At 45.3% G+C, this 25423-nt stretch carries 22 protein-coding genes and 1 pseudogene; 7 read left to right on the forward strand and 16 right to left on the reverse strand.

The annotated features are described in order from the left end of the window. Positions 1-514: 514 nt before the first annotated feature. From EPH95_RS14470 to EPH95_RS14490, 5 genes are all read right to left on the reverse strand, one after another. Positions 515-1129, reverse strand: a complete 615-nt coding sequence (locus tag EPH95_RS14470) for a response regulator (RefSeq protein WP_142090753.1) — start codon at positions 1127-1129, stop codon at positions 515-517. Then, positions 1126-2187 carry a sensor histidine kinase gene (locus tag EPH95_RS14475; RefSeq protein WP_142090754.1) on the reverse strand — a complete coding sequence of 354 codons (1062 nt, stop codon included), beginning with the start codon at positions 2185-2187 and terminating at the stop codon, positions 1126-1128. Before EPH95_RS14475 ends, EPH95_RS14470 begins: the two co-directional genes overlap by 4 nt. Positions 2188-2324: 137 nt before the next feature. Next, the gene (locus EPH95_RS14480) at positions 2325-3011 is read right to left on the reverse strand and encodes an ABC transporter permease (protein ID WP_142090755.1); all 687 of its coding nucleotides are present in this window, start codon (positions 3009-3011) and stop codon (positions 2325-2327) included. Beyond that, on the reverse strand, positions 3008-3736 hold the full coding sequence (locus EPH95_RS14485) for an ABC transporter permease (RefSeq protein WP_193556978.1): 729 nt from the start codon (positions 3734-3736) through the stop codon (positions 3008-3010). The genes EPH95_RS14480 and EPH95_RS14485 overlap by 4 nt, the downstream gene beginning before the upstream one ends. Beyond that, positions 3736-4683: an ABC transporter ATP-binding protein gene (locus EPH95_RS14490; protein ID WP_142090757.1), complete on the reverse strand. Its 948-nt coding sequence runs from the start codon at positions 4681-4683 to the stop codon at positions 3736-3738. Before EPH95_RS14490 ends, EPH95_RS14485 begins: the two co-directional genes overlap by 1 nt. 1105 nt (positions 4684-5788) lie before the next feature. On the opposite strand from EPH95_RS14490, the gene EPH95_RS14495 reads away from it, so the two are divergent. Then, a complete protein-coding gene (locus EPH95_RS14495; protein WP_142091631.1) occupies positions 5789-7126 on the forward strand; it encodes a short-chain fatty acid transporter in 1338 nt (445 codons plus the stop codon). A gap of 70 nt (positions 7127-7196) precedes the next feature. Further along, positions 7197-8606, forward strand: a complete 1410-nt coding sequence (locus EPH95_RS14500) for an aldehyde dehydrogenase (RefSeq protein WP_142090758.1) — start codon at positions 7197-7199, stop codon at positions 8604-8606. Between the two features lie 111 nt (positions 8607-8717). On the opposite strand, the gene EPH95_RS14505 is transcribed toward EPH95_RS14500, so the two are convergent. From EPH95_RS14505 to EPH95_RS14520, 4 genes are all read right to left on the reverse strand, one after another. Then, complete coding sequence (locus EPH95_RS14505; protein ID WP_142090759.1) at positions 8718-9023, reverse strand: nucleotidyltransferase substrate binding protein; 306 nt, start codon at positions 9021-9023, stop codon at positions 8718-8720. After that, complete coding sequence (locus EPH95_RS14510) at positions 8978-9316, reverse strand: nucleotidyltransferase family protein (RefSeq protein ID WP_142090760.1); 339 nt, start codon at positions 9314-9316, stop codon at positions 8978-8980. Before EPH95_RS14510 ends, EPH95_RS14505 begins: the two co-directional genes overlap by 46 nt. 102 nt (positions 9317-9418) lie before the next feature. After that, a complete protein-coding gene (locus EPH95_RS14515; protein WP_142090761.1) occupies positions 9419-10840 on the reverse strand; it encodes an amidohydrolase family protein in 1422 nt (473 codons plus the stop codon). 42 nt (positions 10841-10882) lie between these two features. Next, positions 10883-11593, reverse strand: coding sequence for an SdpI family protein (locus tag EPH95_RS14520; RefSeq protein ID WP_142090762.1), 711 nt, complete (start codon positions 11591-11593; stop codon positions 10883-10885). Positions 11594-11742: 149 nt separating this feature from the next. On the opposite strand from EPH95_RS14520, the gene helD reads away from it, so the two are divergent. Next, positions 11743-14031, forward strand: a complete 2289-nt coding sequence (helD, locus tag EPH95_RS14525) for an RNA polymerase recycling motor HelD (RefSeq protein WP_160141785.1) — start codon at positions 11743-11745, stop codon at positions 14029-14031. A gap of 104 nt (positions 14032-14135) precedes the next feature. Next, positions 14136-14396, forward strand: a pseudogene (locus EPH95_RS19920) (IS91 family transposase); the annotation flags it as partial. Positions 14397-14510: 114 nt separating this feature from the next. On the opposite strand, the gene EPH95_RS14530 reads toward EPH95_RS19920, so the two are convergent. After that, on the reverse strand, positions 14511-14681 hold the full coding sequence (locus EPH95_RS14530) for a Fur-regulated basic protein FbpA (protein ID WP_142090764.1): 171 nt from the start codon (positions 14679-14681) through the stop codon (positions 14511-14513). Positions 14682-14937: 256 nt separating this feature from the next. After that, on the reverse strand, positions 14938-15645 hold the full coding sequence (locus EPH95_RS14535) for an NUDIX hydrolase (RefSeq protein WP_142090765.1): 708 nt from the start codon (positions 15643-15645) through the stop codon (positions 14938-14940). A 269-nt stretch (positions 15646-15914) separates the two neighbouring features. Here EPH95_RS14535 and asnB point away from each other — a divergent pair, with 269 nt between their 5' ends. After that, positions 15915-17756, forward strand: coding sequence for an asparagine synthase (glutamine-hydrolyzing) (gene asnB, locus EPH95_RS14540; RefSeq protein WP_142090766.1), 1842 nt, complete (start codon positions 15915-15917; stop codon positions 17754-17756). Between the two features lie 326 nt (positions 17757-18082). On the opposite strand, the gene urtE is transcribed toward asnB, so the two are convergent. The 5 genes from urtE to urtA are packed head-to-tail and all read right to left on the reverse strand — an operon-like array spanning position 18083 to position 22759. Beyond that, complete coding sequence (gene urtE, locus EPH95_RS14545; protein ID WP_142090767.1) at positions 18083-18775, reverse strand: urea ABC transporter ATP-binding subunit UrtE; 693 nt, start codon at positions 18773-18775, stop codon at positions 18083-18085. Beyond that, positions 18768-19547: an urea ABC transporter ATP-binding protein UrtD gene (urtD, locus tag EPH95_RS14550; RefSeq protein ID WP_142090768.1), complete on the reverse strand. Its 780-nt coding sequence runs from the start codon at positions 19545-19547 to the stop codon at positions 18768-18770. Before urtD ends, urtE begins: the two co-directional genes overlap by 8 nt. Further along, positions 19504-20586, reverse strand: a complete 1083-nt coding sequence (gene urtC / locus EPH95_RS14555; protein ID WP_142090769.1) for an urea ABC transporter permease subunit UrtC — start codon at positions 20584-20586, stop codon at positions 19504-19506. The genes urtD and urtC overlap by 44 nt, the downstream gene beginning before the upstream one ends. A 15-nt stretch (positions 20587-20601) precedes the next feature. After that, positions 20602-21504 carry an urea ABC transporter permease subunit UrtB gene (gene urtB / locus EPH95_RS14560; protein WP_142090770.1) on the reverse strand — a complete coding sequence of 301 codons (903 nt, stop codon included), beginning with the start codon at positions 21502-21504 and terminating at the stop codon, positions 20602-20604. Positions 21505-21532: 28 nt separating this feature from the next. Further along, a complete protein-coding gene (urtA, locus tag EPH95_RS14565) occupies positions 21533-22759 on the reverse strand; it encodes an urea ABC transporter substrate-binding protein (protein WP_405127461.1) in 1227 nt (408 codons plus the stop codon). A gap of 182 nt (positions 22760-22941) precedes the next feature. Between urtA and ureA the strand changes: the two genes are divergently transcribed. Both ureA and ureC read left to right on the forward strand, forming a co-directional pair. Then, a complete protein-coding gene (ureA, locus tag EPH95_RS14570) occupies positions 22942-23640 on the forward strand; it encodes an urease subunit gamma (protein ID WP_142090772.1) in 699 nt (232 codons plus the stop codon). Further along, a complete protein-coding gene (ureC, locus tag EPH95_RS14575; protein WP_142090773.1) occupies positions 23624-25333 on the forward strand; it encodes an urease subunit alpha in 1710 nt (569 codons plus the stop codon). Before ureA ends, ureC begins: the two co-directional genes overlap by 17 nt. Positions 25334-25423: the final 90 nt, after the last annotated feature.

The following is a 25423-nucleotide window of genomic DNA, read 5'->3' on the forward strand; positions in this document are numbered from 1 at the left end:
AAGCCAGCTCTAGTATAATATAAATGTACAATAGAACTAGATTCTCAGGGGTAGCGTTTCACCTGTCGACCTTCGTGTCTGCGGCCGTTCGTTGCTGACGGACAGAAGGGAGGTGATGCTCCATTTCTGTGTATGAGGCACTGATGCTATGCGTGGCTGTGTCTACGCTTGTTTATTTTATCGCATCGGATGATCGCAACAGAAAAAAGAAGTAGCTACCCCTGAGTGTTGGAATTCTGGGTAACTACTTCATGCAAACAATGCGTGAACGCTTATCCCTGAAGGATACGTTCTATTGTAGACCGTTGGTGTTCGCGCACCTTCGGTCTTTTTTAACCTATGCAAGTTGTATTCTCTTTATAATATGATTATCTACATAATACCATGGAGATTAAGAATGATGCAAATTTTTGATCTGAGGCAAAATGTCAGCCTTCCGAAGTGGCTATCCTCTACTCTTGGTGCACTCTATGACACCGTGAGAAGGAAAAGCTAGTTCCATGACGCCACTGAATTAATTATCCCCCCGCTTCCAATAATAAATCGCCAGCTGGGTGCGGTCTCGTAATTCAAGTTTATCCAGAATGACCGAGAGGGTGTTGCGCACGGTGCCGACGCTTAAATACAGCTGCTCAGAGATTTCTTTATTGGATAAACCCTGGGCGATGGCCGCGGCTATGTCGTTTTCCCGTTCGGTGAGCTCGTCGAGATTATCACGAACGTCCGGTTCCATAATTTGCTGTAAAACATCGGCATCGAGGACGGAGCTACCTGCCATTAATGCCCGAATTTGCTGGGCCATGTTTTCAACGGGGGTTGATTTCAATAAATAACCTTCGGCTCCCGCTTTTATTGCGAGGCGAATGTTTTGTTCATCTTTAAAGGTAGTGAGCATCATGATTTGGAGCTTCTGCCACTGCTGTTTGAGCTGCTTCGTACTTTCAATGCCGTCCATGTTCGGCATGCGGATATCCATGAGCACGACATCGGGCCTCATTTTTTCACATTGATCGATTGCTTCCTGACCGTCTGCGGCAAGACCGCTGACCTCAATATCCGATTCCTTTTCGAGCAATAGTTTGAGGCTTTGCCGTACGAGTGGATCATCATCGACAATTAAAATCTTCACGAGCTTCCCTCCTCTTTTTGAAACGGCAGTACACAGACGATGAGGTGTCCGGATTCGGCATTGACGGAGAGGCTTCCCCCAGCTGCCCTGGCGCGAAGTTTTAAGTTTCTGAGACCCGATCCCTCTTTCGGGTCGGCAGTGCCCGTGCCATTATCTTGGATGCTCAACCGCACGATGGTATCTGTTGCATCAAACTGAATATCGACGTTTGTCGCATCACTGTGTCTGGCAACGTTTGTCAACGCTTCTTTTAAACAAGATTCCAGTAAGCTCCAATACTGTACCGGGACATTGCGCATGTCCCCGGATTTGTGAAAATCAACAGCGGTATGCTGAAACTCCTTCGCAATATGCTCGAGGACGTCTGCTCCCATTTTTGTCACCGGGGTCATATCATGAACGGTATCTCTCAGCATTGACGCTCCTCTCGCGATCCTAAGCCTCACTTGATAGAACATTTCTTCTGCTTCTTTTCCTTCCAGCTGTTCATAAGCGTCCATGGCCAAGCTTGCCCCGGTTAGGTCATGCCCGACATGATCATGAAGATCACGGGCGATTCGGTTTCGCTCGGATACTTCTGCAAGTTGGGCGGTTTTACAATTGGCTTCCAGCAACTCCTCCTTTATATTCTCCAATTCATAACGAGCACGACGTTCACGATCGGCTTCCGAGATATACAAGTCGCGTTGCTTCTTCCATTGGTTGTCGATCACACCGAAAAACCCCGCTTGAAAAAGAAACCAAAAGAGCAAAACAGAGAACACTTCGCCGATGGGAAGCAGGGCGACAATCGGGATGGTATAGATATATTTTTGTCTCGAAAAACTTTCAAACAGAGGCAAAGCGAATCCAAAAACACTGTTACTCCAGGTCGGCATAAACAGGATACAAAGACCGATGTCAATGAGAATGGTCCAGGCCGGGAGCTGAAAACGCCAGCGGAGGCAGACGAGAATCGCGAGCGAAACGATAAGCAAAAAACTGATGATATTCTCGTCTTGAACGACCCATAGACTGAAGAGAAAAAGAATATTCATGAAACGCCATACGTCCCGCATCGCGTGATCCCTCCCGCTGAACTTTTTTTAACTATACCATGAATTGCCTTCGGCTAAAGCGCCGAAGGCAAATAAATGAAAGTGCCAGAATATCACGCCAAAGTGCCAGATTCCGCACCGCGGCGTCGCAAAGGTCTTTAACCGATTCGTCGAATGCTGCCGATGATAAGAAAAAGGAGCGCATAGAGCAACAACACACCGTTGATCAACAGAAAATCTCCGATGTTTTCTCCAAGTACGACCCATTCAATCCCTTCCGCTAGCCAGTAGGTTGGAAAGATAACCGCGATTTTTTCAAGTGTGTCCGGCAACATGTCGACAGGCAAGATAAGGCCTCCGAGCATGGCTATAATCATGATAACGGCCATAAAAATGAGAAAAGATGTCTCCTTGTTACGGTAAAGCGTGTTCCAGGCAAGGGTGAATGCGATGGCCGTGAAACTGAACACGAGAAATAGCACCAGGAGCCACAAAGGTTCATACAGTTCATTCCCATACATCACCCCACCCGCGATCACAAGGATGCATTGGGCGATGACGATCACGGAAAAGGCGAGCAGGTTTTGAAAAAGATATTGAAAATGGGTCACCGGCGCCGCGGCCAGTCGTTTGACGACGCCTTTTTGCCGATCATCGATTAAGAGTCCGGTGAGTCTAATGGCAACGAAAAGAATGAGCACACCGAAGAATTGATAACCGTACGGCAAAAGTGGCCAGTTATCATTTGCCGGCAGGAAAATGGCTGCAATAGGAAACAGCGTGAGAGAAGCCAGATTTGATTTGTCTCTGAAAATGCGTTTTAGGGCAAATGTAAATATCGTCATGGCATCCGTCTCCGTCCAAGCAATAGCATAATAACAAAGGTGATGACAATGAGCCCGCCGAGAAGCCCCGCATTCATCCAAGCATCTTCAACATTTGCATTTCTGTATGCGTCAACGGCCTCATAAGCAAGCGCAATCGGATTGACGTACTCGTTCACCCAATTGATCACAGCGTTATCAGGCATTGGGAAAAATAAACCGGCGAGCAAAATAGCCCCGATACCGTAAACCTCGCTCAGGCGTTCCGCGATTGAAAATTTTTTCACGGAAAATGTGAGGAGCAGGCAGATAATGCTTGATAGCAACGCCATAAGTGTAATGATGAAAATCGACCAAGGGATATTTCCCCAATTGACGTCCCAAACGAGCGTCGAGTAGCCTACCAAAATAGCACCTAAAAGGATCGAGTACAATGTTCCGAGAAGCATGAGGGTGAATCCGTATAGGCTTGTGTTTATCGGCAGCGATTGAATGCGGTAACGGCGTTCGGTGAAGAAATCAAGGTAAATATAATTCATCGCGACCGTGCCGCCGAATAATTGGAAAGCGAGCACCATCAACACGTTTGTTTCATCCACAGCCGAGACGCCCATATACTCGATATCCGCGAGAATGACGGAAAAGAGCGTGACAAGTACGATCGGTACGCCAAAAAGGAGGAGTAATACGATCCATTCACGACTGAGTCTAAGGGCAGTGAAGCGAATGGTATAAAGTTCACGCATTATTCTCCCTCCTGTCCATCACGAAGCTGTTTTCCCGTGAGGGTGAGGAACACATCTTCCAGCGTTGGTTTTTCCGCTTGAATGCCGACGACACCGCTCGTTTCTTTCACGATGGAGAGCGCACGGTCAAGAATGCCCGAACCGACGTTTGAAATGATTTGTACCGAGCTGCCGTCAACATGCACTTGCCTTACCCCTTCTAAGCCTTCCAACCGTTCCGTTGGCAGCGATGTAGGGTCGCTTACTTCGATGTTTATTTTTTCTTCATGTTGAATGTTGGCAATTAAATCGTTAACCGTTCCTTCCGTAATGATTTGTCCTTGATCGACGATGACGACGCGAGAAGCAATATTTTGTGCTTCTTCCATATAATGCGTTGTATATAAAATCGTCGTGCCTTGTTCTTTTAGTTTTTTTACCGTTTCCAAAATGTGATTTCTGGATTGCGGGTCAATCCCGACTGTCGGTTCATCCATAATGAGCAGCTTAGGACGGTGCGTAAGCGCGCACGCGATGTTGAGTCTTCGTTTCATCCCTCCGGAAAACTTTTTCGGTAGTTTCCCTGCGTTTGACGACAGTCCGACAAAATCCAATGCTTCTTTGACTCTTTGTTTTCGTTTTTCGCCTTTCAACCCGTAAACACCTGCGAAAAAATCGAGGTTTTCTTTTGCGGTCAAGTCTTCAAAAACAGTGAGTTCTTGCGTGACAAGCCCCATTTTTTGTTTATTTTCATTGCTAAAAGGTTTCTTAGTACTGCCGAATAGCTGGACACTGCCTTTATCAAATGGAATCATGCCAAGTAGTGTATGGATCAACGTCGTCTTTCCGGCGCCGTTAGGCCCGAGTAACCCGACAATTTCTCCTTCCTGGATATTAAGGTCAACGTAATCTAGCGCAAGCGCACTGCCATACCGTTTGACAATGCCTTGCATCGACGCGATGGTCATGGGACACAACCTCTTTTCATTTAGTGATTACTTGTAGTATGCCTCGATTTCCCGTACGTTTGTAGTGACATTTGTCATTGGATGAGTGTCAGATGAAAAAACAGGAGGCATTTACGGAGGGAAAATAACCATTCGTAGTGATCAAACAAGAAAATTCTAATTATTGACATTGTTTGCAATGAAAATTACAATAAAGTCTATTATAACAGTGACAGTTAGGGGGGTGTACATGAAACCAGGCGCGTTGATTATCCAGATTTATCCGATAAAATAGCATAGACAAATATGACGCTTCGTGAAGCCTTATTAAAGATGAATTTGTGGACTAATTGGCGTTCAGCTACCATTATGAGTCTCCAAAACCGAGCCTGAGGACTCATCTGGCTTCTGAGCAACGCTTGGAGTCCGCAGATCTTGTTCCTGAGGACTCATCTGGCTTCTGAGCAACGCTTGGAGTCCGCAGATCTTGTTCCTGAGGACTCATTTGGCTTCTGAGCAACGCTTGGAGTCCGCAGATCTTGTTCCTGGGGACTCATTTAGCTTCTGAGCAACGCTTGGAGTCCGCAGATCTTGTTCCTGAGGACTCATTTGGCTTCTGAGCAACGCTTGGAGTCCGCAGATCTTGTTCCTGGGGACTCATTTAGCTTCTGAGCAACGCTTGGAGTCCGCAGATCTTGTTCCTGAGGACTCATCTGGCTTTTGAACAACGCTTGGAGTCCGCAGATCTTGTTCCTGAGGACTCATTTGGCTTCTGAGCAACGCTTGGAGTCCGCAGATCTTGTTCCTGAGGAATCATCTGGCTTCTGAGCAACGCTTGGAGTCCGCAGATCTTGTTCCTGAGGACTCATTTAGCTTCTGAGCAACGCTTTGAGTCCAACGGTCTTGTTTCCGAGGACTCATCTGATACTAGCATAGGTTTTCTCGTTTCATACCGGAAGGTATTCCTATTATTAGAAACTTCCGATAGATAACATTTGCACTAAGATACTTTGGATTGCTACGTGATCGAACATATAGGACACCTATGTGAAGGTATTTTAAGGTAAATCAACGCGCCTGACATGAAACAATTTTCTATACAAATATAGGGAGGAAGAGTGATATGATTAAGTCTTTGACTTCTTTTTTTGATCATCTTATTAGACGTTATATGCCTAACGCTTTTTTATTTGCCATCGTATTGACACTGGTTGTTTACGTCTCAGGACTTCTGATGACGGATAGTTCTCCGGTAGACATGCTTTCGTATTGGGGCGAAGGATTTTGGGATCTGTTGGATTTTGCGATGCAGATGTCCCTTATTGTTGTAACCGGATATATTCTTGCAAGTATTCCACTCGTTAATTCCCTTTTATTACATATTGCCAGAAATGCTAAGACGCCAGGACAAGCGATTATGCTGGTAACATTTGTCTCTGGAATTGCCTGCTTGATTAACTATGGATTCGGCTTGGTTTTGGCGGCTTTACTTGCAAAAAAACTCGTACAAGTTGTTCCTGAAACGGATTTTCGTTTACTCGTGGCTAGTGGTTATACGGGTTTTTTGGTTTGGCATGGGGGTTTATCGGGTTCTATCCCTTTAACCATTAATACTCCTGGGCATTTCTTGGAGGAACAGATGGGTCTCGTTCCGATAACAGAGACGCTGTTTAGTGCTTCCAATCTATTCATTGTTCTCACATTGCTTTTTACACTTCCGATCATAAATCGATTAATGCTGAGTGCTACTGATGATGCCCCGAAAATCGATCCCTCTTTATTGGTGGATGAAAAGGAGGACGCTCCAGCGCCAATTACTGAACAGTCACAAGGAGAAAAGCCAACGCCAGCCGTACGACTGGAAAATAGTATGGTGATCTCCATGGTCATAGGCTTTTTGGGCATGGGTTATGTCGTGTACTATTTTGTGCAGAGCGGATTAGAGTTAGAATTGAACATCGTGAATTTCACCTTTCTTTTTCTGGGCATTCTTCTTCACAAAACGCCGTGCCGCTATTTAAACACGGTGAATGAAGGAGTGAAAAATGCCGGTGGCATCATTATTCAATTTCCCTTTTATGCCGGTATTATGGGAATGATGGAAGTTTCAGGGATATCTACTATAATGGCCTCATTTTTCATCGATATTTCGACTGAGTTTACGTACCCTCTATTTACCTTTTTGAGCGCAGGACTTTTAAACTTTTTCGTTCCATCCGGCGGAGGTGGATGGGCTGTTCAGGGACCTATCATGATCGAAGCAGGTATGGAAATCGGTGTGGATAATGCCAAAACAGCTGTGGCTGCGGCTTGGGGAGATGCTTGGACTAACATGATCCAGCCTTTCTGGGCATTGCCGCTATTGGCTATTGCAGGATTGAGTATCAGAGACATTATGGGCTTTTGTGTGATTGCCTTATTATGGAGTTTTATACCTATCACAATTGGGTTGTTATTTCTTTGATGATGAGAGTTAGTTCTCGGCTATCAATGAGAATGATAGGATAGAAGCAAGATCAATCGGGAGGGATAACATGAAAGAAGATCTAACCACGGGGCAAGAAGCGGAACATTTGCTCGCCGAACATCGCCGATTTTTTCATACGGAAACGACCAGGGATGTTTCTTTTAGAATCGAACATTTGAAAAAGGTGCAAAAAACGATCGAAGCGCATGAGGAGGAGATTTACTCGGCGCTGCAGGCGGATCTTGGAAAAAGCCCGTTTGAAACTTACTTAACAGAGATCGGGATTATCTTGAACAGCATCAGCGATGCCATCAAGAACGTAAAAACGTGGAGCAAGCCGGAGAAAGTCAAGACACCGACTTATATGCAGCCGTCGAAAAACTACATTGTTCATGAACCTTACGGGACGGTATTAATCATCGGTCCGTTCAATTATCCGTTTCAGTTATTGATGGAACCGTTGATCGGAGCGATAGCGGCCGGAAATTGCGCCGTATTGAAGGCATCGGAACATACCCCGGCAACCGGACGGCTCATCAAAAAGATGCTCGCCGATATTTTCGACCCGGCCTATGTGCGGGTGGTTGAAGGAGGCGTCGACACGGGCAATGCGTTGATTCACTCGCGCTTTGACTACATTTTTTTCACGGGAAGTTCGAGAGTCGGTAAAATAGTTATGGAAGCGGCGTCCAAGAACCTTACGCCATTTACGCTGGAGTTAGGCGGCAAAGCACCTGCCGTCGTTCATAAAGACGCCGATTTGAAAAAGGCGGCGGAACGGATTGCTTGGGGCAAATTGATCAATACCGGCCAAACGTGTATCGCGCCTGACTACGTCATGGTTCATGAAAAAGCCAAGAAACGATTCGTGAAACTGTTGCAAAAGAAAATCGATAAATTTTACGGCGATGATATTCAAAATAACGAAGATTACGGACGTATTATTAATGAAAAACATTTTGACCGCCTGAAGGCTATGCTCGATGCGGATCGTGACGCGGTGGTGTACGGCGGGGCGCACGACCGGGCGGATCGTTTTATCGAGCCCACGATTCTTGATATTTCCTCAAGAAGAGACGCGGCATCGATGCAAGAAGAGGTATTCGGGCCGATTTTGCCTGTGCTCACCTATTCGGATATCGACGCGGCTGTTGCTGACGTGAACGCCCAGTCAAAACCGCTTGCTTTTTATTTGTTTACCGAGAATGAAAAATTGCAAACGAAGATCATGGAGCGAGCGTCGTACGGCGGTGGATGCGTCAATGACACGATCATGCACGTCGCGAACCCCCACTTGCCATTTGGCGGCGTCGGACCGTCCGGAATGGGTGAGTATCATGGATACTACACTTTCCAAACGTTTAGCAATCAGAAGGGTGTCAGCAATAGAAGCACGCGCATTCGTGTCCCCTTTTTGTATCCGCCCTATAAAAACAAACTGAACATCGCAAAGAAGATGCTGAAAATGGGGAATTGATCCGCGTGCACCTGACAAAGTGACAGATTATGGTGGCAAAGTGACAGAATATCGATGACAAATGACAGATTATGCTCGGAAAGTGACAGATTATGCTCGTGAAATACCAGATTACACGTGATTGATCATGGTAAGGTTGCGGTCATCAGCCATTTCCAAAGCGGCAACTGTTTCTTCCGCGCTAAGTAATGCTACTTCGCGACTGGCGCGGACGACTCTTTTTGGTGAACCATAGTCCAATCCCTCAATCTCACGTAAATATTCCTTCCCTAATTTCCAGACGCTTTCAAACGTATATTCAAAGCGTTGGATAAAAGCATCCCTTTGAATAGCGGAGGGTTTTTCAATATCATGGATTTCTTCCAATGTTTTTAATGCTTTGTCCGCAGTGGCGATTCGCTCTTGCAAACGTCCCATTGTATGCCCTCCCTAAACACTTTATTTCTGAAGTTTTCATCGACATTGGGCAAATCTATAGCGTCAATCTGGTAGGGGATCGTTGACTCTTCAAATGCTGCTCTTATGCGATATAAGAAGCCGTTGGGCAGGTTTTTGTGGTCGATCGCGATATCTATATCCGAACTAGTATGAATGTTTCCTTTAGCCCAGGAACCGAATAAATATACAGTGACTTGCTTATCGCCTAAGTTTTCCCGTAATATATTTGATATTTTGGAGAGGATTGCTTCACGGTGATGCACTTCTGCCATAGGATCACCACCTTTTTTAACTATCCTACCATCATTTGCCTCATATATCAGCCGAAACCCTGGTTTTATCAGCCAAAAAGAGCAATATATCAGCCAAATGACTTAAAGTAAACCATCCGTCATCATTTTCGTTAGCGGGGTGTCCACTCCCCGTACTTGAGATGCCAGGTCGTTCGCGTGCTCCTGCCCATCCACGACAGCTTGCTGTTCATCCACCGTTTGCACGATTTTTTCGTCGACAACGACCTGGCCGTCAATGATCACGGTCTCGACCTCGCTGCCATTGGCGGAATAGACGAGATTGGGCACGATGTTTCGGATCGGCGCCTGGATTGTGGGAAACATGGCTGGAGAGTCTAAGTCTAAAATAATCACGTCTGCTTTTTTGCCAGGTTTCAAAGAACCGATATCCTCGCCTAAGCCGATGGCCTGCGCGGCGTTGATGGTTACGGACTTTAACATTTGCCATGCCGGAAACGCTCGAGGATCTCCATTCCGGCATTTATTTAAAATGGATGTGAATTTCATTTCATTGAACATATTGTTGCAATTGTTCCCGGGAGCCTGGTCGGATCCGAGGGCGAGGCGATTACTCGTCTCCAAAAACTCAGCAGCGGGCGGGACGATCCCGTCGATAATGCCGATGCTGCCCGAGCAAAGAAGCATCGCTGCTCCTGAACGGGCGACGGTTTTCGCCTCCTCCGGCGTTGCTTCTGTTAAATGAACCGCCATTAAGCGTTCATCGAGATAGCCGATCTCTTCTAAATACGGGATGCTTCGCTTTCCATGCCGTTTCACCATTTGATCGATTTCCCGATCCCCTTGAGCGACATGCATATGTATAGGTGTATCAAATTTTTTCGCAAGGTTTTGCACTTCAAGCAACAGTTCTTTAGACATCATATCCGGCCCCTGCGGTCCAAAGAGGCAAGTAATGCGACCGTTTTCGCTTCCATGATAGTTTTCGATCAAGGTCAAATTGTCCTGCAGTTTCTTTTCGCCGACGGTCGGATCCAACGGATAAAGATCACCGACTTGACGGGAATCACTCATGCGTTCCGGCATTTCATTAATCATGTCGCACACGTGGGCGCGCGTGCCCAGCGCGATGTGATTTTGCACGATGGTGTTCATGCCACTGTCATAATCGCCAAAAGTGGTCGTCCCCGCTTTCAGTCCTTCAATGATATTCACGAGGGAACCTGCTTTACGTTGCTCGGGCGTTAAAAATTGCATAAATGGCCAAAGCCCTTTTTCCATCCAGTTATCAGTGTCTTGGGCAATGCCGCGCAAAATCCCGAGACCGCTATGCATATGAGCGTCAATCAGGCCGGGCATGACTACTTTGTGGCTGGCATCAATCGTCCGATGGGCGGTGTAATCGCGGCGGACAACCTCGCTTTGAGCAACAGCCACGATTCTGTTTCCGTCGACTCCGACCGCTCCATTTTCGATAATGCCGAGCCCCTCTCCTTCCATAGTGATGACGGTTGCGTTGTCAATGATCAACTCAATTGTCGACATGTTGAACCCTCCAATTGGATTTTTTAAAATGACCCAATGGCTTTAATCTGCTTCGATTTCCTCCCATTTTTTCTTGGCTTTTACAATTCCGACTCCAATCAAGGCGAGCGGAGTGAAAATCGTTGTGAGCACAACCCAGGGCAATAACCATTCCGTGCTGGTGAAGAAACGCATGCTCGCGATGCTGGCCGCCATCACCGTTATCCCGATCGCAATATAACGGTTCGCAACTTTTCTCACCTCGATAGGCTGTTCCTTTTCCCATATATTCATAGGCGGGTTGAATGTGACCATTAGTCGAGCCAAGTATAATAGCATCAAAACGATGAATCCTGTAGTAAAAAGCGAAAATATCGGGTAAGGTAAAGCATCGAGGTTGAAAAGAATGATACCTACGTGAAGCGCGCCCACGGCGATGATGATCGCGCATTTGACGCGGATAAGCATTGCCTTGCTTATGCTTGCCGCCTCGATTTGTTGATTTGACGGTTCTCCGTGATCGAAGAGGGGGCGGATCGGCGGCAGATATTTGGACGCGTTGCAAATGACCAATATCACTGCCATCAATCCAATCAATCCCCAGATGCCAAAACTTTTGTGTACCATGGAGGTAGCCTCGGATGTAGCCGGATTAAATTGAATGGCAACCGAGTCCGGCAACAATGGGTAAACGAAAGTTGTTCCTATCACCAATAGAATAAGAAAAGGAATCAGAAAACCGTCACTTCGGTCAAAAAAGGTGATCTTAGGCATCTTACGATCCTCCTCGTTTTGAAACGCACGTGGAAAAGTGATAAATTGAATATCCGCCACGTCGGATTTTTGATCATAAATTTCTAAAAAATTCATTGTAATGATAACATAAGATGGAATTGTTTTTTAGAACGAAAGGAGAACTTCCGGTGAGTCAAGAACATACCGATTGGGAAAATGAGAACGAGCGGTTGCAGGCTGTCATTTCCCATGTGCAAAAGAAAAAAGAGGCGTTACAAGGGGAAAGCGATGAGCTGAAAGATGATGTCATCGAGCTTCGGCGCACGTTTTGGGATGATGTGACCGTCAATCTTGATGAGCCGGATGATGTCATCGAAACGCAAGCAAGCCTGAAACAACGCGCTGAATTGCTTAGCGAACGCGAGCGCAGCCACGGGCTTCTCGATCAACAAAAAAAGACGTTGAATAAATTAGAAGAAAGTCCGTATTTTGGCCGCATTGATTTCACGGAAGACGGGGAAAGCGAAACGGAACCGATTTATATCGGCATTGCTTCGCTAATGGATGAAAACGATGAAGAATTTCTCGTTTACGATTGGCGCGCGCCCATATCCAGCATGTATTACGACTTTGCGCCCGGGCGTGCCCATTACCCGACGTTAGATGGAGATGTAGAGGGCGAAATTACCCTGAAGCGGCAATACATTGTAAGGGGCGGAAAGCTTGACGGGATGTTTGATACCGGGTTGACGATTGGCGATGAACTTTTACAATCATTGCTCGGCCAGCAATCATCTCCGCAAATGAAGAGCATTGTCGCCTCGATTCAACGGGAACAAAATCAGGTGATCCGCAATGAGCGAAGCAAAATGCTCATCGTGCGCGGAGCCGCGGGGAGCGGAAAAACATCAGCGGCTTTGCAGCGCGTGGCTTATCTTCTTTATAAGCACCGGGAAAAGTTGAATGCCGGGAATATGTTATTATTTTCGCCAAATCCGCTGTTTACCCGGTACGTTTCCAACGTTCTCCCGGAACTCGGGGAAGATAACTTGCAGCAGTCCACGCTTTACCATCATTTTGAAAAACGGTTGCCGAACGGCTGGAAACTCGAAAGCCCCCACGCCCATATTGAATATTTTTTATCCGAGCAGGTGGAGGGCATCCGTTCCCAAGGCTTGTCGGTGAAAACGGAGCCTCGTTTCATCGAGCACCTTCACAATTATGTAGATACGCTCTCTCATTCCGGCCTTATTTTTAAAGATCTTTATTTTCGCGGAGAGGTATGGGTGACAAAGAAGCAACTTCAGGATTATTTTTATCAAATGGCGTCGTCCATGTCGATCTCGGATCGCCTGGAGGCAGTGGCCGAATGGCTGATGAAAATGTTGCAGATCACCGAAAGAGAAGAAAGGCCGAAAGCATGGGTCGATGAGGAAATGAACCTGTTGGATCATGAGACGTACAACCGTGTGTTTGAAAAGGTAAGGGAGAACGGGGACGAGGAGGCATTCAACGAGGCGGTATTGGAAGAGGGTTTATTGCGGAAACTTGTTGTCCGTCGTAAAGTGAAGGCCCTAAAAAAGCAAATTCAAGCATTTGACGTTTTGGACGTTGAAGCAATGTATGTCCAGTTTTTCCGGTGGGAAGGGCATAAAGTGATTGCTGAAGAGATCACGTACCATTTTCAAAAAAAAGAGATGCACTGGGAGGATGCCGCGCCTTTTTTCTATTTTGAAGATCTGTTAAAAGGAAGGCCTGTCTACGCGGATATCCGTCATATTTTCATCGATGAAGCCCAGGACTACACGACGATTCAAATTCGTTATCTGCAACATTTGTTTCCGTCGAGCCGGCTGACATTGCTCGGAGATGCCAATCAAGCGGTACACGCGCATACAAGCGCGGGGAATGCGCCGCTCGTGGAAGAACCGGCTGAAAAAGAACAGGAAACAATCACGTTGCATCGAAGTTATCGGTCTACACAACCGATCGTTGAATTTACAAAGCAATTAGTTCCAAATGGAGAACAGATTGAGGCATTTGAGCGGCCGGGTCCAAAGCCAGAGATGAAGCAACTGGAAAATGAGACCCAGCATGATCGATATGTGGGCGAGTTGGCTAAGCGTCTGGAAGAAAGGGAACTGGGCATGGTTGCGATTGTGACGAAGACGTTCGCGGAAAGTGAAGAGATATGGGAGCAGTTGACAAGAGCAGGGCGGGACGCGCAACTCATCCATGAACAGACGTCCGAATTTAAAGGGGCCTTGCTCGTATTGCCGGTCTATCTCGCGAAAGGGATCGAATTCGACGCGGTAATCGCCAGTGATGCTTCTGCTTCGAATTATCATTTGGAACGGGATCGTTACTTGCTTTATACCGCCTGCACGCGTGCAATGCATGAATTGTATCTGTGCGCGAATGGGGAGCTTTCTCCTTTCATCGCTGATAATGTCCGGAAGCAATATGTGCAAGAGTAAGAGGATGCGAGCAAGTGGGGTGTTGATCGCATCAAGTATTGCGCGGGTCGCAAATATTAGGATGTCACATCGCTTTGAATCTGACATTGTGTCGCCGCCGGCGGTACTCGAGAAGAACGAAAAACTTGAGTAAAAAGGTGCTGGCGGCGTGGTGAAAAACGAAGAAGAAGTGGATCACCCAGGTCGAGCGAACCGTGAGCAGCCAAACCTGGAGATAACGGGTCACGGTCAGCGGACATAAGGATCCTCTGCGGTGTCCCAAATGTGATAACTACTTTGAGTACAAGGGAGAAGCCTGTCTCGAGAACGGGCGGTTAGTGGTTAAAGTCGCCTTAGGCGAAACGGCTAGAAGCTATTTGGAAAAGTAGATTGGTTATCTCCCCCGTATCGAAACACCGGATTTCGATCAGGATCAAGCATTCCAAGACCGTACCCAATTACCATTGGTTATCCTGGTCACTACGCATAAGTTCTTGCTTTTATGGTTCGTACTGCTTCTTCCGTGTAGAACGCGAGTCGTATAAATGTTCTAGTTCACTTAGAGTCAGTTCATAAAGATGTATATCTCCGACTTTGTAATGATTCTGTTCCAATAACTGATGAATGATTTTATCTTTTCGTTTTTCGACAAGTTCAGGGAAATCTCCCATTTTTATCCCTCCCTCGTATAGTATAATGCTCAATAGAGCATTTAAGGAGTTTCCGTTAAAGGGACAGAAACACTTTTCAGCTTACAGGGTGAAATTAACTCTAAGAAGTTTAGCGCTTAAACGCTTCTCTCGATAACTGATTTTCGATGCGTGAATATCAAGCGATCATCCATGTTCAATCCATCTGTGAAAGTGAATCTTATTCGGCTTTACTCCGAGGTATGTGAAAACAATATCCACTGCACCTAAAATCCTTTTATATCAGGGATTTAGGAATGGTAGTTGTGCCGTGAAAATGAGCATGGTTTTCTGTAATCAGTTCTAAAAAGTGATGAAGGATTCTTGATGTCATCCCCCAAATATGTCGTCCTTGATATTGATAAAAATACTGAGGGATTTGCCCTTTAGGGAATCGATAATGTTTCCCGCGCACAATTTTTGAGTAAGGGAAATCATTCGGGAGATCCGGTTTTAATTCCATTATGAATGTATCTGGTTGCTGTTGACTTAAATTATCGATAGGGATGGTGAATAGTTCCTCCACTTCTTCATTGGGTGAAAAGTTTGGTTTATCAATCATAAAGACATGGGGGTGAATCACAATCCCATAAGGCGTCATCAATCGGTCGAGGGGTGCAATATAAGATACGTTGTTCTTTGAAACACCCGTCTCTTCTCTCAGTTCTCTGACAGCACTTTCAATGGTATTGGCATCCGAAGCTTCCATTTTCCCGCCCGGAAAGCAAACATCGCCAGGTTGCTGACGCATGTTTTGACTGCGAAGTTCAAAAAGCAAATATGGGGTACCGTTGAAATAAAGAACAGGTAATGCCACTGCCGAGTGTTGGGCTTTGTTCTCTCCAATCACTCCTGGTTTGCGATATTGAAGCTGACCGATGCTATCCATTATCGTTCGCAAATTTTGGTTTTTTTCCGGACGAATAATGGCTTCTAACTTCTTCATTATTCTCCCTCCATTTAAATGTTAAATCACCTTACATATGAACAAAAAAATGAGTTTTTCTTAGAAGCCATAATTAAACCATTTAGTTGCATTAATGGTATATTAACGAAATTTGAAGGATCTCTCAACATATATGTTATATTATCTAACATGATTTATGTTAAATGTTTTTGCAAAGACGCTAACTTCCTTTAGTGACCATGAGGGCTCACGTAAAGAAGTACCGTTGCATATGTTGATAAGGGCAAGTGCCAGAGGAGGCTGTAAGCATGTGTGGAATTACAGGTTGGCTTGATTGGAAATGTAATATGCGAAATGAGCAAACTCAGATTGAGGATATGACGAATACATTGATTCATCGGGGGCCGGATGACCAAGCGACTTGGCTGCATGACAGAGTCGCCTTTGGGCACACAAGACTTGCGGTCGTTGACCCACGAGGCGGACGACAGCCGATGACCCTTACATTTGGCAAAAAGAAAGCGACGATTGTTTATAACGGCGAACTGTACAATACTGAGGAGATTCGGCGAGCGCTGCAAAAAGAAGGGATTCAATTTCGCTCGCATTCAGACACTGAAGTATTATTGAATGCTTATCTCGTTTGGGGAAAAGCTTGTGTCCAACGTATAAATGGTATTTTTGCTTTCGCCATATGGGATGATTATCAAGAGAAATTATTTATGGCACGTGATCGACTGGGTGTAAAGCCACTTTTTTTTGCAAGGACATCAACGGGGTTATTATTTGCTTCTGAAATCAAAGCATTGCTTCAACACCGAGATATTTCAGCGACGGTTTCTGAAACCGGGATTACGGAAGTGATGGCTTTGTCACCTTCCAGAACCCCTGGCTTTGGCGTGTTTGAAAATATTGAAGAATTACGCCCGGCCCATCTGCTTACCTTTGACCGTAATGGCATAAAAGTCAGGCGATATTGGCAGGTAGAAAGCTTTGAACGAAACATTGATCCTGAAGAAAATGCCGCAATCGTGGGGGATCTTTTAAAGGATGCAGTCGAACGTCAACTTGTTTCGGATGTCCCGGTCGGCACTTTTTTGTCCGGAGGGGTTGATTCAAGTGCATTAACTGCTTTGGCCTCACCTCACTATTCACAAGAACGACCTTTAAATACCTTCTCCATTGATTACAAAGATAACGATCGTTATTTTCAACGCAATGATTTTCAACCGGATGATGATAATGTTTTCATTGAAGAGATGTCTAAAACTTTTCATACTGAGCATCATCGCAAAATGATGACTGTCGATGCACTGACGGAGTCGCTAGGGCAAGCGGTAAGGGCCCGTGACTTGCCGGGTATGGCAGATATTGACGGTTCGTTGTTATGGTTTTGCAAAGAAGCCAAAAGGAAAGCGACGGTGGCATTATCGGGAGAATGTGCAGATGAAATTTTCGGAGGTTATCCTTGGTTTTATAAAAAAGAATTGCTTGACCGCCCATATTTCCCATGGATGTCGTCTTTATCACTCCGGCAGCAACTGTTAAACCCCGAATGGCAGGAAAGGATTGACGTGGAAGATTATGCGCGTATGCGCTATCAGGAATCAATCGCGGAAACGCCGCGTTTGGAAGGAGAAACAAACGAAGAAGCAAAACGACGAGAAATGTTTTATTTAAATATGATTTGGTTTATGACGACGTTGTTAGACCGGAAAGACCGTATGAGCATGGCAGCTAGTCTGGAGGTAAGGGTTCCCTTTGCAGATCATCGGCTGGTCGAATACGTCTGGAACATTCCATGGGATCAAAAGCAATATAAAGGCATTGAGAAAGGAATATTGAGAAAAGCCCTGGAACCGGTGCTTCCGAAGAAAGTACTCTATCGTAAAAAAAGTCCATATCCGAAAACGCACCATCCTCAATATACTGAAAGTCTTGTTGAAATGTCGAAACAGATTCTTGACGATCGGCAAGCACCTTTACATGATATCATTGATCGCACCCGATATCAGGCACTTGTTGATTCCAAAGGGAAAGACATCGACACCCCGTTTTTTGGCCAGTTGATGTCGGGGCCGCAACTGCTTGCTTATTTGTGGCAAGTCAATGAATGGCTGAAAACATACAAAATCAATATTTGTGGTTAGCATCCAAAAACTAGAGTTTTAATGCTCGTGAAAAGTCTTTTCCAACAAAAATGAACGGCATTGTATAGTATCAAGGATGATTTTTCTTTTGAAAAAAACCAGCCCACCCCTTTTACACGGTGGCTGGGGCCATCTTTTTAAGGTATTTCGTGTATCTTTTGAAGTTTTGGGCAATGATTGAGGCATATAACCAGATTTTTGGACGTATCGTTCCCTGACAGGCAAACCCTCCAAGGGAAGGGGGAAGTTCCCTCCCGTGATTATAGCGTTAAAACATTTCGTAAGAAGTAAGGCGAGTCTATGGAGGGATCGCCTTGTTTGTATCTCTATATCCCTAACAAATGCTGGGTATCTTTTTCTTTCAACTCTCCCCCCTCATATACGATTTTGCCATTGTCCATAATATAGTAATAGTCAGCAATGCGCCTTGCAAAGTCAACACTTTGTTCGATAAGTAAAATCGATAGGTCTTTTTGTTTGCTTTTGATGTTTTCTATGATGTCTTGAATGTCAGCAACAATGTTAGGTTGAATCCCTTCTGTCGGTTCATCCAGCAGTAAAAGGTTCGGATTTGCAGCGAGGGCTCGTCCAATCGCAAGCTGTTGCTGCTGTCCGCCGCTAAGATCTCCGCCTTTTCGATTTTTCATTTCTTTTAAATCAGGGAAATAGTCGTAAATCCACTCGGGTACCGTTTTTTGCTTTGTGCCGTTCGATTCAAGACCGATCAGAAGGTTTTCCTGAACAGTGAGCGTGCCAAAAATTTCTCTTCCTTGCGGAACATACCCAAAGCCCCTGTGAGCACGTTTTGTCGGAAGAGACTCAATGATTGACTCCCCATTATAGTAGAGGTGCCCCTGTGTCGGCTTTAAGACACCCATAATACCTTTCATAAGTGTTGATTTACCCACACCGTTTCTACCCATGAGACACACGACTTGTCCTTTTTTTACTTCAAGTGACCCATTTCGGACAACTACGGACTCCCCATACCCGACCTCAAGATTGGTTGATTTAAGCATTGACTTCTCTCCTTCCTAAGTAAACATCCAACACTTGATCATTTTCCTGAACATCTTCCATGGTTCCGTCACATAACCATTGCCCTTGATGCATAACGGTTACCTTATCTGAAAATGAACGAACAAAATCCATGTTGTGTTCCACGACGAGAATCGCGCACTTCTTTTTTAGTTCACAAAGAAGATGACCGGTTTTTTCTTCTTCCTCTTCCGTCATCCCTGCGATCGGCTCATCAAGCAGGAGTAAATGAGGCTGCTGCATCATGACCATTCCGATCTCCAACCACTGTTTTTGGCCGTGGGATAACGCCCCTGCTTCCTGGTTTCTGGCAACTTTCAGGTTAATCAGTTTAAGCATTTCTTCAATGGATGACTCTTCTCCCCCATTGCGTTTAGCTTTTAAAATAGGGAGAAGTCGTTTATCTTGCTTCATCGCCAATTCCAAATTATCTGCGACAGATAAATTGGTAAAAATGGATGGTGCTTGAAACTTGCGCCCTATGCCTAATCTAACGATCTCAAACTCTTTTTTCTTGAACAGCTCTGTTTGATTTTCAAACAAAAGCTTTCCGGAAGTAGTCGATGTTTTTCCGCATACGGCATCAAGAAACGTTGTTTTTCCAGCCCCATTGGGCCCAATCAAAAAATGGATCTCATGATCATCAATGCGAAAGGAGAAGTTATCGATGGCTTTAAAACCGCCGAATTGAACTGTGACTTGTGAAGCTTTAAGAATGGCTTCCTGTTTGTGGAATACTGTTGCCTGAGACATCTTTTTCACCTCGCTTCTTGAAATGATCAACGATTCCCATGAGTCCTTTAGGGAAGAAAAGAACGACGATGACAAAAACCGCACCGAGAAAATAAGGCCACATTTCAGGGTACATTTCACTAAATCCTGCTTTAGCTGCGTTGACGAGTATCGCTCCAATAACCGGACCGACCAATGTGCCTCGGCCCCCGATAGCTACCCATAAGGCCATTTCAATCGAAGGAACAATCCCAATTTCTTCAGGGGTAATGATCCCTAGTTGGGTTACGAACAACATTCCCGCGAGACCTGCGATACCGGCAGATAAGGTGAAGATAAACGTTTTGTAAATCGCTGTATTATACCCTGAAAACCGTAAGCGATTTTCTTGATCACGAATCGCGATCAGCGCTTTACCGAAACGGCTTTTTGTTAGTTTATAACAGAGAATAAACACGATAGCTAAATTTGCCAGTGAAACGTAATAAAGAAACAGCTGGGTTGAGGGTGTTTGCAATGAGTGCCCGAAAAAATTCGTAAAGCCTGTCAAGCCATCTGACCCTCCCGTAATGTCTTGGCGGCTTACGATAAGCGTCACGGTGGCTATGACCAGCGCTTGCGTTAATATTGTAAAATACACATCTTTAATGCGATTGCGGAATGTGAAAAATCCTATAACGCCGGCAATAAGCATCGGGACAACGATCGCGCCTGCGATTGCCGCTGCCGGGTGTTGAAACATCACCCATAATACCGGTAATTCTGTAATGCCATTCCAAATCATAAATTCAGGGATGATGCTATCTTCAGAAGCCATCGTTAAGTACATGGCCATGATATAAGCGCCCACCCCAAAGAAGATGCCGTGCCCAAGGCTAAGCACACCGGTGTATCCCCATAATAAATCCAGCCCGATAACGAGAATAGCAAAGGCGATAAACTGTCCCAATAAATTAATATGAAAATCGGTAAGGATCGATGGCAAAACAACTAAAATGGCGAATAGAATCATAAACAGCCATTTTCGACTGGTGAAATATTGAATAATCTGTGTGTTCATTGGTAGCCTCCCAGCTTAATCGAGTGATCGTGATGTTTGCGGAAAAAGACCGGATGGACGCCACTGTAGAAAAAGGATAATCAGGGCGAAAACAAGAACTTTGCCCATTGAAGCATTTGTCCAGTACTCAAAAAGCGTATTAAAAACACCGATCCCCATCGCACCTGCCACAGTGCCAACTAAAGCGCCGACACCGCCGACCACAACAACCATGAAAGCATCAACAATGTAGGTCAAACCAAGGGTCGGGCCAATAGGTCCAAGAAGTGTAAGGGCAACACCGGCAACTCCCGCAAAACCTGAGCCGATGGCAAAGGTTAGATTGTCCACTCTTCGGGATGAAATGCCGACAGACATGGCCATATCCCGGTTTTGCATGACGGCTCGAATCTTTCGCCCATATGCTGTTTTGTATAAGAACAAAGCAAGTGCCGTAAAACAAAGGGCGACGAGTCCCAGAATAAACAACCTGGAATATGGCAGTTCTAAAGAAAACACGGAAAGGCTGCCCGAGAGAAACGAAGGATTAGTGACCCCAACGTTTGGCGCGCCGAATATTGACCGCGCTGCTTGTTGCAGGATAAGTCCTATACCAAAGGTGGCAAGCAGGCTGTCCAATGGTCGTCCGTAAAGATGTCGAATGACCCCGGTTTCTAACAATGACCCCACAAGCGCAGCGATTAAAAAGGCGCCCGGAATAGCCAGAATAAAATAGAAATCAAACATGGCATCCGGTACGTAAGTCACAAAAATCAATTGAATTACATAGGCAGTGTAAGCGCCGATCATAATCAATTCCCCGTGGGCCATGTTAATCACTCTCATGAGACCGAATGTGATCGCAAGCCCAAGGGCGATAAGGAGAAGAATCGAGCCCAAGCTAGCACCGTTAAATATCTGCGTTAAGAAGTTTTCCATATTCATTCACCCTTTGTGTCCGTGTTAATTAAGGTTCCGTGATGTCGCTTGCCCAATCAAACTCCTCCAAATATGGATCCGGCTCGACGGGTTTACCTGAATTCCATACCTCTTCAAATTGTCCGTCTTCTTGTACTTCTCCAATCCGAACGGTTTTGTGTACATGCTGTGTGTCTCCGTCAATCGTAACCGTCCCGTTCGGTGCATCAAATTGAATGCCGTCCGCGGCGGCTCGTACTTCATCAACATCCGTGGTACCGGCTTCTTCAACCGCTTTAGCCCAAAGATGAACCATAAAATAGCCCGCCTCAATAGGATCCCCTGTGACTCTGTCGCTGCCATATGCTTCTTGATAGTTTTCTGCGAAAGCTTCATTTTCGGCTGTATCCGTGCTTTGAAAATAGTTCCAACTTGCGTAATGTCCTTCGATTGCATCTGCACCAATCCCTGTGATTTCTTCCTCAGCAACACTTGCTGACAGAACAGTCACATCATCAGGCGTAATGCCAGCGTCTGCGAGCTGTTGGAAAAAAGCCACATTACTGTCACCGTTTAGTGTATTGAAAATGACGGAAGGCTTTGATTCCTGAATTCTTGAAATGACCGTATTGTAATCTGTATGGCCCATTGGCGTATATTGCTCATCGACTAATGTGGCATCATTTTCTTCCAGTTGGGCACTGATAATTTGGTTCGCGAGCCTTGGAAAAACATAATCAGAACCGAGTAGGAAAAATTCGTCGCCTTTATTTTCAAGCAACCAATCAACAGCTGGGACAATTTGTTGATTAGGAGCCGCGCCATTATAAAAAATATTAGGGCTGGCTTCCATTCCTTCATATTGAATAGGATAGAAAAGCAATCCGTTATTTCCTTCTAATACAGGAAGCATCGCTTTTCGACTAGCCGACGTCCATCCACCGAAAATGACATCCACTCCATCCTGTTGCAATAACTTGCTTGCTCGCTCTGAAAATGTTGAAGGTTGAGATGCGCCGTCTTCGATAATAGGGACTAGTTCTTTACCGAGGACGCCTCCTGCTTCATTAATTTCTTCAATTGCCATGAGTTCTGCATCCATGACTGATGTTTCGCTCATCGCCATCGTTCCGCTTAACGAATGAAGAATTCCTACGGGAATTTTCTCTTCTTCACCTGATTCATCGTTTGCTTCATATGCAGCAATAGCGCTACATCCCGCTATAACGATTCCGAATAGATTTACTGAAAGTATGAGTTTTTTCTTGGAAGTCATCATTTGCACCCTCTCGCTTGGAATAATCGTATGTTATCAATGCTGAATGAAATATTCCACACAAATGTTAATTAATCTAACATACTATTTATTTTGTGTGAGATTTTCTTACACAAAAATTGTAACCATCCATTCATTCATTTAAAGTTATAATTAATTCTTATTGATGGGAGGCTTATTCATTGAAGTTAACACCCGTTGAGCAAGAGAAATTACAATTATTTCTAGCCGGTGAACTGGCTTCCAAACGACGAGAGCGGGGGGTTAAGCTTAATTACCCGGAGGCAACGGCTATTCTTTCATGTTTTGTGATGGAGGGGGCACGTGATGGAAAAGGTGTCCAAGAATTAATGAAAGAAGGGCAACACGTTCTTTCCCCTGATGAACTCATGGAAGGGGTGGCTGAGATGCTTGACTCTGTACAAGTCGAGGCTACGTTTCCTGATGGGGTAAAACTGGTTACGATTCATGAGCCAGTGCAAATCGATGAAAATCGAGTGAAACCAGGGGAATGGGAGATACAAGAAGGAAAAATAGAAATCAATGAAGGTAGAGACGCTCTTGAACTACCGGTAAAAAATGAAGGGAATCGCTCCATCCAAGTTGGGTCTCATTTTCATTTCGCGGAGGCGAATTTGGGCCTAAGCTTTAATCGGGAGAAAGCGATCGGCATGCGTCTTGATATTCCTTCCGGTACAGCTGTACGTTTTGAACCCGACGAAGAAAAAGCGGTTACGCTTGTTCCTTTTGGCGGCAAGCAAAGCGTCTATGGCTTCAATAATAAGAGCAATGGTTATATGGATACGCGGGGAAAAAAGAAAACCAGAGAAAAAATTGACGATTGGGAGCAAGGAGTGAAAAAACATGAAGTTGGATCGTAAAACGTATGCGGAATTGTTCGGACCGACAACAGGCGATCGCGTGCGTTTAGCGGATACAGATTTGTGGATTGAAGTCGAACATGATTATACGACTTATGGAGATGAAGTTGTGTTTGGCGGTGGAAAGACGATTCGAGATGGAATGGGCCAGAACGGTAGAGTAACTGCTCGGGAACAGGCTCTCGATCTTGTGATCACAAACGTGTTGATTGTCGATTATACAGGCATCGTTAAAGCAGATGTCGGGGTGAAACATGGTCGTATTGTTGGTATTGGTAAAGCAGGAAATCCAGATACAATGGATGGCGTAACACCAGGCCTTGTCATTGGAACAACGACTGAGGTCATGGCCGGGGAAGGAAAAATTTTAACTGCCGGCGGGGTAGATTCCCATATTCACTTTATCTCCCCCCAACAAATGGAAACATCCCTCTCTTCCGGGGTCACCACGATGATCGGCGGAGGTACAGGCCCTGCAACGGGAAGTAAGGCTACGACGAGCACTACCGGTCCTTGGCATATGCATCGCATGCTGGAAGCAGCCGAAGACTTTCCGGTAAATGTAGGTTTTTTAGGGAAAGGAAATGCCTCGACGAAACAACCTCTGATCGAACAAGTAGAAGCAGGCGCAATAGGCCTTAAACTTCATGAGGATTGGGGTTCAACGCCTGCAGCGATTGATGCCTGCATGAAGGTGGTCGAAGAAAATGATATTCAAGTAGCCATTCACACAGATACATTAAACGAAGCCGGTTATCTGGAGAATACGTTGGAGGCGATCGGGGATCGTGTGATTCATACATATCACATTGAAGGCGCAGGCGGTGGTCATGCTCCGGATATTATGAAACTCGCGTCTTTTGCAAATATTTTACCTTCTTCTACAACGCCAACGCTTCCGTATACCGAAAATACGATGGCCGAGCACTTGGATATGATGATGGTATGTCACCATCTGGATCCAAATGTTCAGGAGGATCTGGCCTTTAGTCATTCGCGTATTCGGACGGGTACGATCGCTGCAGAAGATATATTGCATGATATCGGCGCAGCAAGCATGACTTCTTCCGACTCCCAAGCAATGGGACGTGTAGGGGAAGTTCTCATTCGGACATGGCAAACAGCCGATAAAATGAAAAAGCAGCGCGGGCTACTTTCAGGAGATTATCAGAGTGATAACAATCGTGTAAAACGCTATATTGCCAAGTACACGGTCAACCCAGCTATTACACACGGCATTAGTCATGAAGTTGGCTCCATTGAACCAGGAAAAATTGCTGATCTTGTTTTATGGGATCCCGCATTTTTCGGAGCAAAGCCTGAGATCGTCTTTAAGGGAGGTCATATTGCAAGAGCCCAAATGGGTGATCCCAACGGCTCAATTCCAACGCCTCAGCCTGTTTATATGCGGCAAATGTATGCATCCTACGGAAAAGCCAATGCCTCAACGTCGCTTACGTTTATGTCGCAAGCAGGTATTGAAAATCAACTGCCTGAACACCTAGGTTTGCAGAAACAAATTACGCCAGTAAAACAAATCCGCAAGCTATCCAAACTAGATATGAAGCATAATAATCTACTTCCCGACATTGAAATCGACCCCAAGACATATGATGTATACGCAAACGGGGAAAAACTTACCTGCAAACCTGCGCATGAGCTTCCGCTTACGCAAAAATACTTCCTTGTATAAAATGGAACAATTAAAAGGACTGAGTCCGGATTTCCCAAGCTCAGTCCTTTATTTAAAAGATAAGAAAGTATAAATTTTGGCCCCCTCTAT

It is taken from the genome of Salicibibacter halophilus, from assembly GCF_006740705.1.
Taxonomy (GTDB): domain Bacteria; phylum Bacillota; class Bacilli; order Bacillales; family Marinococcaceae; genus Salicibibacter; species Salicibibacter halophilus.

Bases quoted from the DNA above. Each gene is read 5' to 3' on its own strand.
- EPH95_RS14520 (WP_142090762.1), bottom strand. From the start codon at position 11,593: ATGCCTAAGATCACCTTTTTTGACCGAAGTGACGGTTTTCTGATTCCT.
- urtA (WP_405127461.1), bottom strand. From the start codon at position 22,759: ATGACTTCCAAGAAAAAACTCATACTTTCAGTAAATCTATTCGGAATC.
- EPH95_RS14530 (WP_142090764.1), bottom strand. From the start codon at position 14,681: ATGGGAGATTTCCCTGAACTTGTCGAAAAACGAAAAGATAAAATCATT.
- urtC (WP_142090769.1), bottom strand. From the start codon at position 20,586: ATGAACACACAGATTATTCAATATTTCACCAGTCGAAAATGGCTGTTT.
- urtB (WP_142090770.1), bottom strand. From the start codon at position 21,504: ATGGAAAACTTCTTAACGCAGATATTTAACGGTGCTAGCTTGGGCTCG.
- EPH95_RS14505 (WP_142090759.1), bottom strand. From the start codon at position 9,023: ATGGGACGTTTGCAAGAGCGAATCGCCACTGCGGACAAAGCATTAAAA.
- asnB (WP_142090766.1), top strand. From the start codon at position 15,915: ATGTGTGGAATTACAGGTTGGCTTGATTGGAAATGTAATATGCGAAAT.
- EPH95_RS14480 (WP_142090755.1), bottom strand. From the start codon at position 3,011: ATGACGATATTTACATTTGCCCTAAAACGCATTTTCAGAGACAAATCA.
- EPH95_RS14500 (WP_142090758.1), top strand. From the start codon at position 7,197: ATGAAAGAAGATCTAACCACGGGGCAAGAAGCGGAACATTTGCTCGCC.
- EPH95_RS14475 (WP_142090754.1), bottom strand. From the start codon at position 2,187: ATGCGGGACGTATGGCGTTTCATGAATATTCTTTTTCTCTTCAGTCTA.
- urtE (WP_142090767.1), bottom strand. From the start codon at position 18,775: ATGCTTAAATCAACCAATCTTGAGGTCGGGTATGGGGAGTCCGTAGTT.
- EPH95_RS14510 (WP_142090760.1), bottom strand. From the start codon at position 9,316: ATGGCAGAAGTGCATCACCGTGAAGCAATCCTCTCCAAAATATCAAAT.
- EPH95_RS14485 (WP_193556978.1), bottom strand. From the start codon at position 3,736: ATGCGTGAACTTTATACCATTCGCTTCACTGCCCTTAGACTCAGTCGT.
- EPH95_RS14535 (WP_142090765.1), bottom strand. From the start codon at position 15,645: ATGAAGAAGTTAGAAGCCATTATTCGTCCGGAAAAAAACCAAAATTTG.
- EPH95_RS14490 (WP_142090757.1), bottom strand. From the start codon at position 4,683: ATGACCATCGCGTCGATGCAAGGCATTGTCAAACGGTATGGCAGTGCG.
- urtD (WP_142090768.1), bottom strand. From the start codon at position 19,547: ATGTCTCAGGCAACAGTATTCCACAAACAGGAAGCCATTCTTAAAGCT.
- ureC (WP_142090773.1), top strand. From the start codon at position 23,624: ATGAAGTTGGATCGTAAAACGTATGCGGAATTGTTCGGACCGACAACA.
- EPH95_RS14515 (WP_142090761.1), bottom strand. From the start codon at position 10,840: ATGTCGACAATTGAGTTGATCATTGACAACGCAACCGTCATCACTATG.